Source organism: Streptomyces sp. NPDC052773 (genome assembly GCF_044547145.1).
Classification (GTDB): Bacteria; Actinomycetota; Actinomycetes; order Streptomycetales; family Streptomycetaceae; genus Streptomyces.
Genome location: NZ_JBITZX010000023.1, coordinates 1 through 17475 on the forward strand (window position 1 = coordinate 1; position 17475 = coordinate 17475).

Genomic DNA, 17475 nt, shown 5'->3' on the forward strand with positions numbered 1-17475 from the left:
TGGTGCAGTCCTAGACAGCTCCACCACACCGGAGGTCTTCGCCATGATCAAGACCTGCGAGTGTCAACAACGCTCGTGATCAATACACCTAGGGCATCACCGCCGGTACCCGAGCACCGTCATCATCCCGCTCTCCGAGTGGTACTGGTTGTGGCAGTGCAGCATCCACAACCCCGGGTTGTCCGCATCGAAGTCGATCACCAGCTTCCGGTGCGGCAGCACCACGGCGGTGTCCTTGCGGGCGCCGGCCGAGTCGATCCCGGTCAGCGCGAAGGTGTGCCCGTGCAGGTGCAGCGGGTGCCACATGTCCGTGGCGTTGATGAGGGTGAGCCGCACCCGTTCACCGGCGCGGACCGGGTAACGCTGTTTCACGGAGTACGGCTGGTGGTCGAACCCCCAGTCGTACTTCTCCATGCCGCCGGTGAGCTTGATCCGCATCTCGCGGTCGGGTTCGCGGTCGTCGAGGGCCACGGAGTCGTCCGGCTGGAGGCGGCGCGCGGGGACCGTCTTCCCCTCGAGTTCGTCCGGGCGCGCCTCGGGCGAGGGCAGGTTCTTCCTCCCCTTGCCGGTGTGCAGGACGGCGAGGGCCACGCCCTTCTTGCCCTCGGGCAGGGCCACCAGGGGGAAGACGCCGTCCCGGGCGGTGACCAGCACGTCGTACCGCTCCGCCATGCCGACGAGGAGGGCATCGGTCTTCTGGTGCCGCACGGGGTAGCCGTCGGTGTGCGTGACGGTCATCTCGTGGTCGCCGAGCGCGACCCGGAAGGCGGTGTCGGAACCGGCGTTGATGATGCGCAGCCGGACCCGGTCGCCGGGGCGGCAGCGGAACACCGAAGGACTGCCGGGCAGGCGGCCGTTGACCAGGTAGTGGGGGTAGGCGACGTTGCCGCCCTCGCCGTGGAGGATGCGGCTGTAGGAATCGTGCAGCACCCGCGAGGGGCCGGTGGTGCCGGGCCCCGGCCCCATGCCCATGTGCCCGGGCGCCGCGACCCCGTCGGGCAGCAGCTGGGCGAGCACCGCCTCGGGGGTGGAGCCGTCCACGCCGTCCAGCCAGTCGTCCAGGACGACGAGCCACTCCTTGTCGTAGGACAGGGGCTCTCGGGGGTCGTCGACGATGAGCGGCGCGTACAGGGCGCGGTCGGGCTGCATGCCGACGTGGGAGTGGAGCAGATACGTGCCGGGGTGGGGTACGGCGAAGCGGTAGACGAAGTCCTCTCCCGAGGCGATGGCGTGCTGGGTCAGTCCCGGGACGCCGTCCATGTCGCAGCGCAGCCGGAGCCCGTGCGAGTGCAGCGTGGTCGGGGCGGGCAGCCGGTTGCCGAGGGCGATGTCGAGGATGTCGCCGGCGGTGGCGCGGACCAGCGGGCCGGGGAGCGCCTCGTCGTAGGCCCAGCTGCGGACGGTCCGCCCGCCCAGGTCCAGCGTGGCCGTGCCGGCCGTGATCCGGTAGGTGCGTAGGGGGCCGGAACCGCGCTTGCGCTCGGCGGCGAGGACCTCCGGGTCGGACGGATTGACGTACCCCCGGGGCCCGGCCGGCACGAACGTCGCCTGACCGCCGGTGCCCTGGCGGCCCGGGGCGGGCCGGGAACCGGGGCCCGGCCGGGAACCGGGGCCGGAGCAGGCGGTCAGCAGGCCCGCGCCGGCGGCGATCGAGGTGCGGAAGAGTGTGCGCCGAGAAGGTGTGAACATGTCTGAATCAGACATGTCGCATGATCATATGGTCGGGTGATTGGGGCGATTGCGCGATGTGTCGGTGTCAGATTCCACCGGCAGGCGGACGGGCGGACCAGTGGCGCCCGCCGCGCAGGGCTCCTAGGCGGCCTTGGCCTTGGTGGCGTACATGTCCACGTACTCCTGGCCCGACAGACGCATGACCTCGGCCATCACGGAGTCGGTCACGGCCCGCAGCACATAGCGGTCCCGGTCCATGCCCTCGTACCGGGAGAACTCCATCGCCTCGCCGAACCGCACGGTCACCCGGCACGGCCGCGGGATCCCCGCCCCGCCCGGCTGGATCCTGTCCGTCCCGATCATCGCGAACGGCACCACCGGCGCCCCGGTCATCAGCGTCAGCCGGGCGATCCCGGTACGGCCCCGGTACAGCCGCCCGTCGGGCGAGCGCGTGCCCTCGGGGTAGATCCCGAAGACCTTGCCCTCCTCGAGGATGCGCCGCCCGGTCATCAGCGCCGCGACCCCGCCCTTGCCGCCGTCCCGGTCGACCGGGATCATGCCGACGCCGGTGAAGAACCAGGCCATCAGCCGGCCCTTGAGGCCCTTGCCGGTGACGTACTCGTCCTTGCCGATGAAGAAGACCTGACGGTCGCAGACCAGCGGCAGGATCATCGAGTCGATGAACGTCAGGTGGTTGCCCGCCAGGATCACCGGCCCGTCGCCCGGGATGTGCTCCACGCCCTCCACCCGGGGGCGGAACATCAGGCGCATGATCGGACCGAGCACTGCCTTGATGAGCGCGAAGCGGGACAACGGGCCCTCCGGTGTCGAGAGATCCAACGTGCGAATCGTTATGAGTCTGTGCAGGTGAGGACGATACTCGCGGTCCCGGGGGTGGCGCACATCGGGTTCACCGAGGTCTTACGCACTGTTGACGCACGTTCACCTGCGCCACCATGCCGAGGACGGCGCGTCACACCCCGGCCACGATGTGACCCACATCGCGCCGAAGCCCGCGCGGGCCATGCGCCGGGGAGCCTGTCCTCTTCTCCCCGCCCGGCTGCCCCACTCGCGCTCCGCCAACCCGACGGGATGTCACTTTGCGGCAGCGGTACGCCATTCGTCGTCATCCATGTGTTCGACCCAAGGCCTCCCCCCGGTCATGTCGACCCCCCTACGATCGGCCCGCACCACGGTCGAACAGCGGCCGAGCCGATTGCCGGGAGGCGCCGATGGGAACCCAGGAGACGAACGAACACGCCCACACCCCGGGACGGCGGGCGCTGCTCGGCGCCGCCGTGCTCGGCGCGAGCGGGGCGGTCCTCGGGCTGGGCGGTACGGCGAGAGCCGACGCGAGCGGGGAGGGCCGCGGTGTGAAGAGCCTGCCCGTGCCGACGATCATCGGCCACCGCGGCGCCAGCGGCTACCGCCCCGAGCACACCCTCGCCGCCTACCAGCTCGCCCTCGACATGGGCGCCGACATCGTCGAGGCCGGCGACCTCGTCCCCACCAAGGACGGCCACCTCGTCTGCCGCCACGAGCCGGAGATCGGCGGCACCACGGACGTCGCCGACCACCCCGAGTTCGCCGACCGCAGGACCACCAAGACCCTCGACGGCGTGGCCACCACCGGCTGGTTCACCGAGGACTTCACGCTCGCCGAGCTGAAGACCCTGCGCGCCAAGGAGCGGATCCCCGCCAACCGCCCGCACAACACCCTCTACGACGACCGCTGGGAGATCCCCACCTTCGAGGAGGTGCTGCGCTGGCAGGACGAGCAGACCAAGCGGCGCGGCAAGCAGGTCTGGATCTACCCCGAGCTGAAGCACCCCACCTACTTCCGCAAGCTGGGCCTCGGCCTGGAGGAGCGGGTCGCCAAGGTGCTGCGCAAGCACGGCAGGCACAAGTGGCACTCCCCGGTCATCCTCCAGTCCTTCGAGCCGACCAGCATCCAGCGGCTGAACAAGCTCGTCGACAACCCGCTCGTGGTCCTGCTCTCCGGCGCGAACACCCGCCCCTGGGACTTCGTCGAGACCGGCGACCCCCGCACCGTCGCCGACCTGATCAAGCCCGCCGGCCTGCGCGAGATCGCCTCCTACGCCCAGGGCATCGGCCCCACCCTCGACCTGATCATCCCCAAGGACAAGGCCGGCAACCTCACCCAGCCGACCACCCTGGTCGCCGACGCCCACAAGGTCGGCCTGATCCTGCACCCCTACACCCTGCGCAACGAGAACCCGTTCCTCCCGGCGGACTTCCGCAAGGGCACGGACCCCGACGCCTACGGCGACGTCTTCGGCGCGTACCGGGCGTACTTCGCGACGGGCATCGACGGCGTCTTCACCGACCACCCGGACACCGGGCTGCTGGCCCGCGAGGACTTCGTCAACGGTTGAACCAACCGACCCCGTTCGGGCTGACTACCGGCCGCCCGGGCAACTTCCCGCCCGGGCGGCGCGTCGTGCCGCATATGACGCACGACCTGCTCACCACCCTCCGCCCGCTGCTCGCCGCCGAGGCCGTCGCCGAGGCGCACGCCGGCACCGAACCCGGCGACCTGGAACAGGCGGTCTGGCTCCGCCTCCTGGAACGCCTCGACAGCGACGGCCCGCCGCACGACCCCGAGCGCTGGCTGCGCCGCGCCGTCCGCGCGGAGGCCCGCCGCTGCCGTCGTACGACCCGGCGCGAACGGCCCTACGAAACGGAACCGGCCGACGACGGCGACCGCACCCCGGAACAGCTCGCCCTCGCCTCCGCCCACCGCCGCGCCCTGCGCGACGCGGTCCGCCGGCTGCCCGGCCGCTGCCCGTCCCTGCTGGAGGCCCTGCTGTCCCCGCAGGACCTGACATACCGGGAGATCGCGGGGGAGTTGGGTATCTCACAGGGCAGTCTCGGGCCGGAACGTTCCAGATGTCTGGGATGTCTGCGTCGAATGCTCACACCGGAGGTTGCGGCCCGGGGAGCACGGGGATAGGAGTGGGGGACGACAGGCGACAGGTGAGCGGGAGGCGTGCACACATGGGCATGAGCGTGATCATCTCCGAGGCGACCGAACGGGACGCCGAGCAGATCTTCAAGCTGCAGTACCTGTGCTTCCAGAGCGAGGCCGCGCTGTACGGCAACTACCGCATCGACCCGCTCGTCCAGTCCCTCGACTCGGTCCGCCGGGAGGTTGCCGACGACTGCGTCTTCGTCGCCCGGCTCGGCGACGAGGTGGTCGGCTCCGTGCACGGCACGGTCACCGAGGACGGCGCCGCCGCCATCGGCAAGCTCTGCGTCCACCCCCGACTCCAGGGCCACGGCATCGGCGCCCGCCTGCTGCGCGCGGCCGAGTCCGCCCTCGTCGAGCAGCGCGGCGCCAGGAAGTTCCGCCTCCACACCGGCCACCGCAGCGAGAGCAGCCTGCGCCTGTACCGCCGCGTCGGCTACGAGAAGGTCGGCACCGCCCAGGGCACGGACGGCATCCCCATGGTCGTCCTGGAGAAGCAGGCGGAGGCCTACGTCAAAACGGCCTGAGGGTCCCCGGGGTGCGAGGGGTCGGGTCGGTGACGCGCCCTCAACCGCGCGTCTCGGCCCGCGCCTTCCGCAGCCACACCAACGCGGACACCGGCAGGATCACCGGGATGAACAGATAGCCCATCCCGAAGTCCGACCACACGGTCGCGTCGGGAAACGCCGACGGCTCCACCAGCGTCCACAGGCCGACGGTCACCACACCCACCAGCTCGGCGGCGCAGCACACCAGCGCCGCCCTGCGGGCCCGTTCCCCGCCGCGCACCAGGGTGTAGGTGATGAAGCCGTACACCACGCCCGCCACCGCCGACAGCGAGTACGCGAGCGGAGCCCGGTCGAACTCGGTGGCGATCTGGTACGCGGAGCGCGACACCGCGCCGACGACCATCACGCCGTACAGCCAGACGAGCAGCGTCCCGGGCCCGCTCGCCAGCCGCCGCTTCTCCTCGACCGCGCTCACCTCAGCCTCCCCAGATGTCGTAGAGCCGCACCTCGAGCACGGCGAGCACGACGCCGCCGGCGGCCACGGTCACCGAGCCCCACTTGGTGCGCTCGGCCAGCGACATGAACCCGGCGGCCGGCACACACGCGAACGCGCCCAGCAGATACGCCACGAAGATGGTCGTCCCCTGGTCCGGCTTCTCGCCCCGCGCCAGCTGCACGACGCCGACGACGAGCTGGATGAGGGCCAGCGCCGTCACCACGGCCATCCCGGCGAAGTGCCAGTCCTTCGTCGGCTGATCACGGTACGCCGCCCAGCCGCACCACGCGGCGAGCAGCAGCGCGGCGACCCCGGTCACCAGCGTCAGGGCATCAAGCATGCAGCGACCTTATTACGACGCAACGGACACCCCGCCCCCGCCCCCGGCCCTCCGCGAGGGCACCCCGGAACGGCGCGTTCCGGCGGCCCCGTAGGGTCGGGGCCATGAAGATCCGCGCACAAGCCCTCCTGTTCGACAACGACGGCACGCTCGTCTCCTCCCTTCGGTCCGTGGAGCGCTGCTGGACCCGGTGGGCGGGTGAGTACGGGATCACGGCGGAGCGGTTCGCGGCCGTCGAGCTGCACGGGCGGCCGGCCGCCGAGATAGCCGCCGACCTGCTGCCCGCGGACGTCGTCCCCGAGGCCGTCGCGCGGATCGAGCACCTGGAGGTCGAGGACGTCGCCGACGACGGTGTCCGTCTGCTGCCCGGCACGAAGGAATTCCTCGCCGCGCTGCCCGCCGACCGCTGGGCCGTCGTCACCTCCGCCACCCGGCGCCTCGCCGAGGCCCGCCTGGACGCCGTCGGCATCCTGCCCAAGACCCTGGTCGCCGCCGACGACATCACCCGCGGCAAGCCCGACCCGGAGCCCTATCTGCTCGGCGCCCGCGCGCTGGGCGTCGACCCGTCCGCTTGCGTCGTCTTCGAGGACGCCCCCGCCGGGCTCGCCGCGGGCCGCGCCGCCGGAATGACGACCGTGGCCTTGGCCACAACCCACCCCGCCCACGAACTCGACGCGGATCTGGTCGTCCGGGACCTGTCGGCCCTGTCCGTCCTGGTCACCGGCGGGGGAGTCGAGATCGCCGTACGGGAGTGACGCACGTTCGGCGCCGTCTCACCGCTGTCCACTATGCGGACGGCGGTGACCGGTCAGCAGCGTGAGTCTGCTTTACTGATCGCATGACCACGACGAGCTGCCGCACCCTTGCGACCGAGGCGACCCTGACGCCCGGTGCTCGTTGTATGTGTCCGCGTCGAATGTGCGCCTTCTAGAGGGCCCCTGCACCATCCGCGCCTCGCGCCCCGAAGCGAGTGCCCGCTCGTGTCCGCCGTAGCCCCTGACCTACGGCACCGAGCCGCCCCGCGCACATGTTCTCCCCCGGTTCCAGCGCACCGCGAGAACCCTGCCGCGTTCCCGACCGCATGCACCCGTGCCCGGGCACACCCACGCCCGCGCACTCGACAGTGACGGAAACCCCAGTGATCACCACATCGGGCCTGACGAAGATTTACCGGGCCGACCGCTCACGCGGCCGCGAGGTCATCGCCCTCGACGGCGTCGACCTGCACGTCCGCGAAGGCGAGGTGTACGGCGTCATCGGCCAGTCCGGCGCCGGCAAGTCCTCGCTCATCCGCTGCGTCAACCTCCTGGAGCGCCCCACCTCCGGCACCGTGACCGTCGACGGCCAGGACCTCACCGCCCTCGCCGGCCGCGGCCCGCGCGCCGGAAAGGAGCTGCGGCAGGCGCGGAGCCGGATCGGCATGGTCTTCCAGCACTTCAACCTGCTGTCCACCCGGACCGTGCAGGACAACGTCGAACTGCCCCTGGAGATCCTCGGAAAGTCGGGGAAGGAACGTTCCCGCAAGGCGCTGGAACTCCTCGACCTCGTCGGTCTCGCCGACAAGGCCAAGGCTTACCCCGCCCAGCTCTCCGGCGGTCAGAAGCAGCGCGTCGGCATCGCCCGCGCCCTCGCCGGCGACCCCAAGGTCCTGCTCTCCGACGAGGCCACCAGCGCCCTCGACCCCGAGACCACCCGCTCGATCCTCACGCTGCTGCGCGACCTCAACCGGCAGCTCGGCCTCACCGTCCTGCTCATCACCCACGAGATGGACGTCGTGAAGTCGATCTGCGACTCTGCCGCGCTGATGGAGAAAGGGCGCGTCGTCGAGTCCGGCACGGTGAGCGAATTGCTCGCCACCCCCGGCTCCCAGCTCGCCTCCGCGCTCTTCCCCGTCGGCGGCGAGGCCTCCGCCGAGGACCGCACCGTCGTCGACGTCACCTTCCACGGCGAGGCCGCCACCCAGCCCGTCGTCTCCCAGCTGGCCCGCACCTACAACATCGACATCTCCATCCTCGGCGCCGCCATCGACACCGTCGGCGGCCTCCAGGTCGGCCGGATGCGCATCGAACTCCCCGGCCGCTACGAGGACAACGTCGTACCGATCGGCTTCCTGCGCGAACAGGGCCTGCAGATAGACGTCGTCGGCCCCACGGACAACGCGCCCGCGCTGGTGAAGGAAGGTGCCAAGTGACCTGGTCCGAGATGCAGCCCCTGCTCGAACAGGCCTGTACCGAGACGCTGATCATGGTCGGCTGGTCCACCCTGATCGCGGTCGTCCTCGGCCTGCCCCTCGGCGTCCTGCTGGTCCTCACCGACAAGGGCGGACTGCTCCAGAACACCGTGGTGAACAAGGTCATCGGGCAGATCGTCAACGTCGGCCGCTCGATGCCGTTCATCATCCTCATGGTCGCGCTGATGAACTTCACCCGCTGGGTCACCGGCACCACCATCGGCAGCGAGGCCGCGATCGTGCCGCTCGCCATCGGCGGTATCCCGTTCTTCGCCCGCCTCGTCGAGACCGCCGTCCGCGAGGTCGACCACGGGCTGGTCGAGGCCGTCCAGTCGATGGGCGGCAACACCTGGACCATCGTCCGCAAGGTCCTCGTCCCCGAGGCCCTGCCCTCCCTGATCGCCTCCACCACGACCACGGTCATCGCCCTCATCGGCTACTCCGCCATGGCCGGCACGGTCGGCGGCGGCGGCCTCGGCGACCTCGCCGTCCGCTACGGCTACCAGCGCTTCGAGACCGGACTGATGTGGATCACCGTGGCGATCCTCGCCGTGGTCATCTCCCTCATCCAGTTCGCCGGCGACTACGCGGCCCGCTCCCTGCACCGCCGCGGCGGGCGCTCCGGCCCCGCCCCCAAGCTCCGCCTGCTCAGGGCGAAGGAGCCGGCGGCGGCCGACGTCGGCAAGGTCGCGTAACCACGCCGGAGGCCGCGGGGCCGGACCCGCGAGACCGTCCGGCCGGACCGGCGAGACCGCGTGGCCGCGCAGGCACCCCACAGACTCCCCGTCCACCCACGACGGGGTCGCACCACCCATAAGGAAAGGCACTTTTCGTGCGTAACACCGCCAAGATCACCACCGCCGTCCTCGCCGCCGGAGCCCTCACCTTCGGGCTCACCGCCTGCGGCTCCTCCGACTCCGGCTCCGGCACCGACGGCCCCCTGACCGTCGCCGCCAGCCCCACCCCGCACGCCGAGATCCTGAACTACGTCCGGGACAACCTCGCCAAGGACGCGGGCCTGGACCTGGAGGTCCGGGAGTTCACCGACTACGTGACGCCGAACACGGCCACGGAGGACGGCTCCGTCGACGCCAACTACTTCCAGAACCAGCCGTACCTCGACGACTTCAACAAGAAGAAGGGCACCCACATCGTGCCCGTCGTCACGGTCCACCTGGAGCCGCTGGGCCTGTACTCCCACAAGGTCAAGAGCGCCGACGACCTCAAGAGCGGTGCCACCGTCGCCGTCCCCAACGACACCGTGAACGAGGCGCGCGCCCTGAAGCTGCTCGCCGACAACGGGCTGATCACCCTCAAGGACGGCGTGGGCAACGAGGCGACCCCCGCGGACATCACCAAGAACCCCAAGAACCTCAAGTTCAAGGAGCTGGAGGCGGCCCAGACCCCGCGCTCCCTGGACGACGTGGACGCCGCCGTCGTCAACGGCAACTACGCCATCGAGGCCGACCTCAAGCCCGCGAAGGACGCGCTCGTGCTGGAGTCCGCCGAGGACAACCCGTACGGCAATTTCCTCGCCGTGAAGGAGGGCAACGAGGACGACCCGCGCGTCAAGAAGCTCGCGAAGCTGCTGACCTCCCCCGAGGTCGAGAAGTTCATCCAGGACAAGTACGCCGGCTCGGTCATCGCCTCCTTCTGACCCGCCGAGAGGAGTCTCCCGATGCGCAAGACCCCTCTCGTCACGGTCGCGGCGGCGGCACTCGCCCTCGCCCTGACCGCCTGCGGATCCGGCTCCTCCGCTGACGGCGGCGGCACCGACGACACCCTGGTCGTCGGCGCCACCGCCGTCCCGGCCGGCGAAGTCCTCGCCTACATCAAGGACCACCTCGCCGAGGACGCCGGCCTGAAGCTGGAGATCCGGGAGTTCACGGACTACGTCCTGCCGAACACCGCCCTCCAGGAGGGCTCGCTGGACGCCAACCTGTACCAGAACAAGCCCTACCTGGACGACTTCAACGAGGCCAAGGGCACCGACCTGGTGCCGGTCGTGGACGCCTACCTCCCGCCCATGGGCGTCTACTCCAAGAAGACCGACGACGTCCGCGAACTCGCCGACGGAGCCACCGTCGCCGTGCCCAACGACACCACCAACGAGGGCCGTGCCCTGCGCCTGCTCGCCTCCGAGGGCGTCATCACGCTCACGAAGGACGCCGGCACGGACGCGTCCCCCGCGGACATCACCGCCAACCCGAAGAACCTCAGGTTCAAGGAGCTGGACCCCGCCCAGCTGCCCCGCTCGCTCGACGACGTGGCCGCCGCGGTCATCAACAACAACTACGCCCAGGACGCGGGCCTCAGCCCCACCGAGGACGCCATCCTCCTGGAGTCGGCGAAGGACAACCCCTACGCCAACCTCCTCGCCGTCAAACGCGGCAACGAGGACGACCCCCGGGTGAAGACCCTCGCCGACCTGCTCACCTCGCCCGAGGTGCGGCGGTTCATCGAGGACAAGTACCAGGGTTCCGTCCTGCCCGTCGGCACCCGCTGACCGGGCCCGGCGCACCACGGGGTCCCCTCCGGTGCGGAGGGGACCCCGTGGTGCGGTTCGGTGCTTTCATGCTGCATGCTGGGCAGTTCAGCAGGCCCTGACGGTTCAAAAGGTTACGGAGCGGCGCCCATGACGAGCACCTTCCCCAACATCTCCATCAGCACGGAGCGGTTGGTCCTGCGCCCCTTCGAAGAGCCGGACACCGAGGCCTTCGCCGAGATGATGAACGACGAACTCGTCGTCGCCTGGACCTCCGTACCCCACCCCTACACCCAGGCCGACGCCCGCGCCTGGATCACCGAACTCGCCCCCGCCGAACGCACCGAGGGCCGCGGCATCGTCTTCGCCGTCACCGAGTTCCTCACCCAGCGCCTCGTCGGCATCGTCCACCTGCGCAACACCGACTGGCGGGTCCGCTCCAGCGAGCTCTCCTACGTCATCGCCCCCTGGGCCCGCGGCGAGGGCTACGCCTCCGAAGCCGCCCTGGCCACCGCCCAGTGGCTCTTCAACGACCAGAAGTTCGAACGGCTGGAACTGCGCACGGCCGCCGACAACACCGCCTCCCAGCAGGTCGCCCAGAAGATCGGCTGCATCAGCGAGGGCGTGCTGCGCGGCGCCTGGATAGCGCGCGCCCGCACCGGGAGCGGGACGTGGACCGACGTCCGTACCGACGTCATCGTCTGGAGCCTGTTGCCGGAGGACCTGGCCGGCGACGCCGACGAGCTGGCCGACACCGGAGGTTTCACCTCCTACTCGGACTGGAACTGAACCCACCGGCGAGGCCACCCGCCGCGCCCCCGCTCCCACCAGGTACCCTCACGGAGCCTGCCCGACGACCTGCGCAAACCCACGGGAGACTGACGACGATGGCCGACCGGGTCACGGTGATCGGCTGGGACGGCTCTCCGCTGACCGCCGCGGCACGCGCCGCCCTCGGCGCCGCCACCCTGGTGGCCGGTGCCGCCCACCACCTCGCCCTGCCCGAGGTACCGCCCACCGCCGAGCGCGTCCGCCTCGGCAGCGTCGCCCTCGCCGCCCGCCGCATCGCCGCCCACCGCGGCACGGCCGTCGTGCTCGCCGACGGCGACCCCGGCTTCTTCGGCGTCGTCCGCACCCTGCGCGCCCCCGAGTTCGGCCTCGAGGTGGAAGTCGTCCCCGCGGTCTCCTCGGTCGCCACCGCCTTCGCCCGCGCCGGCATGCCCTGGGACGACGCCCATGTGGTCGTCGCCCACCCGCGCACCCTGCGCCGCGCGGTGAACGTATGCCGCGCCCATACCAAGGTGGCGGTCCTCACCGCCCCCGGCGCCGGCCCCGCCGAACTCGGCCTGCTGCTGGACGGCGTCCACCGCACCTTCGTCATCTGCGAGGAACTCGGCACCGAACGGGAACAGGTCACCGTCGTCACCTCCGACAAGGCCCCCGACCACACCTGGCGCGACCCCAACGTCGTCATCGTCATCGGTGGCCCCGTCGGCGCCGGCGAGAGCGGCGGCTGGATCGCCGGCCGCGACCCGGCGACCGGACCGCGCGGCTGGACCCTCCCCGCCGACGCCTACGACACCCCGCTCGGCGAAGGCGAGACCGAACCGCTGCGCGCCGCCCAACTCGCCCGCCTCGGCCCCCGCGTCGGCGACCTCGTGTGGGACATCGGCTCGGGCTCCGGCGCCTTCGCCGTCGAGGCCGCCCGGGCCGGCGCCGCCGTCATCGCCGTCGACCGGGACCCCGCCGCCTGCGCCCGCGCCGAGGCCGCCGCCCGCCGCTTCGGCGTCCAGCTCCAGGCCGTCCACGGCACCGCCCCGCACGTCCTCGAGAATTTGCCCGAACCGGACGTCGTCCGCGTCGGCGGCGGGGGAGCGGCCGTGGTCTCCGCGGTCGCCGACCGCCGCCCGCAGCGCATCGTCACCCACGCCGCCACCCGCGACGCGGCCGAACTCATCGGCCGCGATCTGACCGAGCACGGCTACCGCGTCCAGTGCGCCCTCCTGCAGTCCGTGGAACTCGACACACGGCACTGGTCGGAGACGGAGCGGAGCGTCGCGTTCCTGCTCAGCGGGGTACTCCCGGACCGCGCCCAGTGATCCTGTTGTCATACCGGCGCGGTAGGCTGGCCGATCGCTGCACCGCACTCGGACGTCCGGCGCCCCGTCGGTCAATGTCCGGTCATCACACCCGTTTTGGGGTGCGTGTGGTACGGCACAAACCGGAGGACGCGCAACGTGGCGCAGTCCACAGCGGGCCGTCGTGGATCGAGCTGTCCTGACGGCGGAACGACCGCGACAATGCCACTGAATGGCTTTGTCGCCTTTTCCGGGCGGTCGTTCGTGCCGCTGGGCACGCACGCTCGTTCTTCACTACGGGCGGTCGGTGCGCCGTTCCGGGTGAGCTGGTCGTAGAAGCATCAACCGATGGGCGAGGGGTACGCATGACCGACACCGGCCAGGTCCCGGGCGAGGGGCTGCCGGAGAACGCAGGCACGGTGGAGCAGCCGGGCGTTCCCGCACCCGGCGCGTACGCCTACCTCTCCGAGACACCCGCCGAGGACGAAGACCTGCTGCTGCCCGGCGCCCAGGGCGCCTGGGGCAACGAGGTGCCACCGCCCGCCCCGGAGCCGGTCGTCGAGGCGGTCCACGAGCCGGGCCCGCACGAGCTGGGCGGTCGCGACAGCGGCTCGGTCGACCTGACCGGCGTACGGCTGCCGAACCAGACCGTGCCGACGGCCCCGACGACGCCGATCCCGCCGATCACCCCGCGCCGTCCGCTGCACCTCGGCCCGCCGATTCCCGACACCTCCGCCAGCCCGGTCCGCTCCCTCGCCGACCGCGGCCCCGCCGGCGCGCCGGCCCGCCAGCCCGCCCCGCAGGCCGGCGCCCCCGAATACCTCGACGTCCCGCGCGAGACGGCCCCGCAGGCCGCCGCACCCTGGGGCGCGCAGGCCGCGGCTGCGGCGCAGGCTCCCGCCCCGGCGCCGGTCGCTACCGAGGCCACCCCTGCGGAAACGGTTGTCCCCGAGCCGGAGCCCACGGACGCGGCCCAGGCCGCGGTCGCCCGCCTGACGACCCAGGCGACGTCCTCCGTCGCGGTCGCGCAGGGCGAGCCCGAGCAGGTCGTGGGTGCGGCCGCGGAGGCGGTCGAGAGCGCTGAGGCGGCGGAGGCGGCTCAGGCCGCTGCCGCGCTGGTCGCCGAGGCCGGGCAGGCGCCCGGGGAGGCCGCCGAGGCTGAGCAGGTGCCGGTCGCTGCCGACGCCGGGCAGGCCGCTGCCGCGGTGCCGGTGGCGGGTGACAGCGGTGAGGTGCCCGCCGCGGCGCCGGTCGCCGAGGACGCGCCGGTGGTCGAGGAGGTTGCTCAGGCATCCGCCGCGGTGCCGGCCGACGCTCCGGTCGCGGAGCAGGGCGGACCGGTTGATGGCGTCGCTCAGCCGCAGCCCGTCGAGCCCGTCCCGGGCCCGGACGCCGTCCCGGTGCCGGGGCCCGAGGCCGCCGAGGCTCAGCCCGTCGCCCCGGAGGCGACTGCCGCGCCCGAGACGCGGCAGGCGCCGATGGCCGCCGAGCAGCAGGTCGCCGACGCGGTCGCCCCCGAGGCCCCGCAGGCACCGGAGCCGACGGCTCCCGTCGCCGACCAGGCGCCCGAGGCACCGCAGCCCACCGAGCCCGCCGCACCGGAGGCGCCCCAGGCCCCCGAGCCCGCCGCGGTCGAGGTGTCGCAGGCGCCCGAGGGGGTCGTGCCCGACGCTCCGCAGGCGCCCGAGGCGGTCGTGCCCGACGTCCCGCAGGCCCCCGAGTCCGTGGCGCCCGAGACGACCCAGGCCCCCGAACCCGTCCTGGCCGGAGCCGACGCACCGCAGACCCCCGAAGCCGCCGCAACCGCTGTACCCGAGGCACCGCAGGCTCCGGAAGCCGCCGTACCCGAGGCACCGCAGCCCGCAGAGGCCGGCGGGGCCGCCGTAACGCCGGAAGCCACCCAGATCCCCGAGTCCGTCGCGCCGGAGGCCGCCCAGACCCCGCAGCCCGTCGCACCGGAGGCCGGCCCGTCCCCCGAGCACGTCGCCGCGGAGGCACCTCAGGCCCCCGAGGCGATCGCTGCCGACGCGCCGCAGGTCCCCGAGCCCGCGGCTCCCGAGGCACCCCAGGCGCCCGAAGCCGTCGTCGCCGCCGCGCCCGTCACCCCGGACGTGGCCCCCGCGCCCGTCACCCCGGATGTGGCTCCCACGCCCGCCGCCCCGGACGCGGCCCCCGCGCCCGCCCCGGCGGCGGAGCCCACGGCGGACACCCCGCCCACCCCGGAGACCGCACAGCCGGCCGACGCAACCGCTCAGCCGCAGCCCCAGCCGCAGCCCGCGGACACCACCGCGCCGCAGCCGACGGCGGAGCACCCCGCCCCCGACCAGGTGACGGCCCAGGCCCCCGAGCCCACGCCGGACGCCCAGCCCGAGCCTCAGCCTCAGCCTCAGGCCGAGCCCGAACCGCAGCACGAGGCCGCCGCCACGGACGTACAGGACGTACAGAACGGGCCGGAGCCCACCGCGCCCCCGGTCCAGGACCCGGCGCAGGAGGTGCCCGTCCCCGCGGACGCCCCCGCCCCGGCGCCCGTGGCCGCCGAGCCCGCCCCCCAGCAGCCCGTCGGCCAGTTCGTGCCGGTGGACGGCTCGGTCCCGGCGGCCCCGCACCCGGCCCCGACGCCGCCGCACGCCGACCCCCCGGCCCAGGACGCCCCGCACCCGAACCCCGACCCGCAGCAGCCGGAAGCCGCCGTCTCGGTCCCCGCCCCGCGCGAGGCCGAGCCGGAGCCCACCCCGGCCGCCGAAGCGACCCCGAACGCGGACGCCGACGCGCGCGCCGAAGCCGAAGCCGAAGCCGACGCGGACGTCGCCCTCGTACAGCAGGCCGACGACCTCGACACCCGGGGCGCCGGCCAGGAAGACCAGGAAGAAGAAGGCACGGCCCCCGTGGCAGAAGCACGACAGTCCACCGGCCCGGCCGCGCCCGCCTACGACGACGCCGAGCGCGAGGCCGTCCTCAAGGTCATGCGCGAGCGCCGGGACATCCGCAACGGCTTCCGCAGCGACCCCATTCCGCACGAGGTGCTGCTGCGCGTCCTGGAAGCCGCCCACCACGCCCCGTCCGTCGGGCACTCCCAGCCCTGGGACTTCGTCGTCATCCGCTCGGCGGACACCCGCCGCGCGATGCACGAACTGGCGATGCGCCAGCGCGAGGCGTACGCGAAGTCGCTGCCCAAGGGCCGCGCCAAGCAGTTCAAGGAACTGAAGATCGAGGCCATCCTCGACACCCCGGTGAACATCGTCGTCACCGCCGACCCGACCCGCGGCGGCCGGCACACCCTCGGCCGCCACACCCAGCCGCAGATGGCGCCGTACTCCGCCGCCCTCGCGGTGGAGAACCTGTGGCTCGCCGCCCGCGCCGAAGGCCTCGGCGTCGGCTGGGTCAGCTTCTTCGACGAGCGGGAGATGGTCCGCGCCCTCGGCCTGCCCGAGCACCTGGAGGTCATCGCCTACCTGTGCGTCGGGTACGTCGACGAGTTCCCGGACGAGCCCGAGCTGATGCAGGCCGGCTGGTCCAAGCGCCGCCCGCTGTCCTGGGTGGTCCACGAGGAGACGTACGGCCGCCGCGCCCTGCCCGGCGAGGAGCCGCACGACCTGCTCGCCGAGACCGTCGCCCAGATCCGCCCGCTGGACGCCAAGGCGCTCGGCGAGGCCTGGGAGCGGCAGAAGCGGATGACCAAGCCGGCCGGCGCGCTCGGCATGCTGGAGATCATCTCCGCGCAGCTGTCCGGCCTGTCCCGGCAGTGCCCGCCGCCGATCCCGGAGCCCGCGGCCGTCGCGATCTTCGCGGGCGACCACGGCGTGCACGCCCAGGGCGTCACCCCCTGGCCGCAGGAGGTCACCGCGCAGATGGTGGCCAACTTCCTCGGCGGGGGAGCGGTCTGCAACGCGTTCGCCAACCAGGTCGGCGCCGAGGTCTGCGTCGTCGACGTCGGTGTCGCCGCCGACCTCCCGGCCACCCCGGGCCTGCTGCCGCGCAAGATCCGCCCGGGCACGGCCGACATGACCACGGGCCCGGCGGTGACCCGCGAGGAGGCCAAGCAGGCCATCGAGGTGGGCATCGAGACGGCCCGTGACCTGGTCGCGGCCGGCAACAAGGCGCTGCTGACCGGTGAGATGGGCATCGCCAACACCACCGCGTCCGCCGCCCTGATCTCCGTCTACACGGGCGCCGACCCGTCCGAGGTGACCGGCCGCGGAACCGGCATCAACGACGAGACGCTGGCCCGCAAGACCGAGGTCGTGCGCCGCGCCATCGAACTCCACCAGCCGGACCCGGCCGACCCGATCGGCGTCCTCGCCGCGATCGGCGGCCTGGAGCACGCCGCCATGGTCGGCCTGCTCCTCGGCGGCGCGTCCCTGCGTACGCCGGTGATCCTGGACGGCGTCAGCGCCGGCGCCGCCGCCCTGGTGGCCCGTGCCATCGCCCCCGAGGTCCTGGCCGCCTGCATCGCGGGCCACCGCAGCGCGGAGCCCGGCCACATGGCCGCCCTCAACAAGCTGGGCCTGCGCCCCCTGGTCGACCTCGACCTCCGCCTCGGCGAGGGCACCGGCGCGCTGCTGGCCCTCCCGATGGTCCAGAGCACGGCCCGGGCGATGCACGAGGTGGCGACGTTCGACTCGGCGGGCGTGACGGAGAAGTAGCGGACGCGCGGGGGCGTACGCGCCCCCGCGCACC

Annotated in this window: 15 protein-coding genes; 11 read left to right on the forward strand and 4 right to left on the reverse strand. The window is 72.7% G+C overall.

Annotated elements, in window-relative coordinates; all coding sequences use genetic code 11:
- Window positions 1-96 precede the first annotated feature (96 nt).
- Window positions 97-1704, reverse strand: coding sequence for a multicopper oxidase family protein (locus ACIG0D_RS33440; protein WP_399808674.1), 1608 nt, complete (start codon window positions 1702-1704; stop codon window positions 97-99).
- Between the two features lie 108 nt (window positions 1705-1812).
- Window positions 1813-2484: a 1-acyl-sn-glycerol-3-phosphate acyltransferase gene (locus ACIG0D_RS33445; protein ID WP_166004693.1), complete on the reverse strand. Its 672-nt coding sequence runs from the start codon at window positions 2482-2484 to the stop codon at window positions 1813-1815.
- Window positions 2485-2903: 419 nt separating this feature from the next.
- Between ACIG0D_RS33445 and ACIG0D_RS33450 the strand changes: the two genes are divergently transcribed.
- The 3 genes from ACIG0D_RS33450 (at window position 2904) to ACIG0D_RS33460 (ending at window position 5187) form a co-directional block, all read left to right on the forward strand.
- Complete coding sequence (locus tag ACIG0D_RS33450; RefSeq protein ID WP_399808676.1) at window positions 2904-4067, forward strand: glycerophosphodiester phosphodiesterase; 1164 nt, start codon at window positions 2904-2906, stop codon at window positions 4065-4067.
- A 74-nt stretch (window positions 4068-4141) separates the two neighbouring features.
- Window positions 4142-4645: a sigma-70 family RNA polymerase sigma factor gene (locus tag ACIG0D_RS33455; protein ID WP_365764924.1), complete on the forward strand. Its 504-nt coding sequence runs from the start codon at window positions 4142-4144 to the stop codon at window positions 4643-4645.
- A gap of 44 nt (window positions 4646-4689) precedes the next feature.
- Complete coding sequence (locus ACIG0D_RS33460) at window positions 4690-5187, forward strand: GNAT family N-acetyltransferase (protein ID WP_399808679.1); 498 nt, start codon at window positions 4690-4692, stop codon at window positions 5185-5187.
- Window positions 5188-5227: 40 nt separating this feature from the next.
- Here the strand turns inward: ACIG0D_RS33460 and ACIG0D_RS33465 are convergent, their stop codons facing one another.
- Both ACIG0D_RS33465 and ACIG0D_RS33470 read right to left on the reverse strand, forming a co-directional pair.
- A complete protein-coding gene (locus ACIG0D_RS33465; RefSeq protein ID WP_399808681.1) occupies window positions 5228-5644 on the reverse strand; it encodes a hypothetical protein in 417 nt (138 codons plus the stop codon).
- A 1-nt stretch (window position 5645) separates the two neighbouring features.
- Window positions 5646-6005, reverse strand: a complete 360-nt coding sequence (locus ACIG0D_RS33470) for a hypothetical protein (protein ID WP_365764918.1) — start codon at window positions 6003-6005, stop codon at window positions 5646-5648.
- Between the two features lie 104 nt (window positions 6006-6109).
- Between ACIG0D_RS33470 and ACIG0D_RS33475 the strand changes: the two genes are divergently transcribed.
- The 8 genes from ACIG0D_RS33475 (at window position 6110) to cobT (ending at window position 17441) form a co-directional block, all read left to right on the forward strand.
- Complete coding sequence (locus ACIG0D_RS33475; protein ID WP_399808683.1) at window positions 6110-6760, forward strand: HAD-IA family hydrolase; 651 nt, start codon at window positions 6110-6112, stop codon at window positions 6758-6760.
- Between the two features lie 326 nt (window positions 6761-7086).
- Complete coding sequence (locus ACIG0D_RS33480) at window positions 7087-8196, forward strand: methionine ABC transporter ATP-binding protein (RefSeq protein ID WP_399808686.1); 1110 nt, start codon at window positions 7087-7089, stop codon at window positions 8194-8196.
- Window positions 8193-8930, forward strand: a complete 738-nt coding sequence (locus tag ACIG0D_RS33485) for a methionine ABC transporter permease (RefSeq protein ID WP_399808689.1) — start codon at window positions 8193-8195, stop codon at window positions 8928-8930. Before ACIG0D_RS33480 ends, ACIG0D_RS33485 begins: the two co-directional genes overlap by 4 nt.
- Before the next feature lie 137 nt (window positions 8931-9067).
- Window positions 9068-9892, forward strand: coding sequence for a MetQ/NlpA family ABC transporter substrate-binding protein (locus ACIG0D_RS33490; protein ID WP_399808692.1), 825 nt, complete (start codon window positions 9068-9070; stop codon window positions 9890-9892).
- Window positions 9893-9913: 21 nt separating this feature from the next.
- A complete protein-coding gene (locus tag ACIG0D_RS33495) occupies window positions 9914-10741 on the forward strand; it encodes a MetQ/NlpA family ABC transporter substrate-binding protein (RefSeq protein ID WP_399808695.1) in 828 nt (275 codons plus the stop codon).
- A 129-nt stretch (window positions 10742-10870) separates the two neighbouring features.
- Window positions 10871-11509: a GNAT family N-acetyltransferase gene (locus tag ACIG0D_RS33500; RefSeq protein WP_399808698.1), complete on the forward strand. Its 639-nt coding sequence runs from the start codon at window positions 10871-10873 to the stop codon at window positions 11507-11509.
- Between the two features lie 98 nt (window positions 11510-11607).
- On the forward strand, window positions 11608-12819 hold the full coding sequence (gene cbiE, locus ACIG0D_RS33505; protein ID WP_399808701.1) for a precorrin-6y C5,15-methyltransferase (decarboxylating) subunit CbiE: 1212 nt from the start codon (window positions 11608-11610) through the stop codon (window positions 12817-12819).
- 344 nt (window positions 12820-13163) lie between these two features.
- On the forward strand, window positions 13164-17441 hold the full coding sequence (cobT, locus tag ACIG0D_RS33510) for a nicotinate-nucleotide--dimethylbenzimidazole phosphoribosyltransferase (protein ID WP_399808704.1): 4278 nt from the start codon (window positions 13164-13166) through the stop codon (window positions 17439-17441).
- Window positions 17442-17475: the final 34 nt, after the last annotated feature.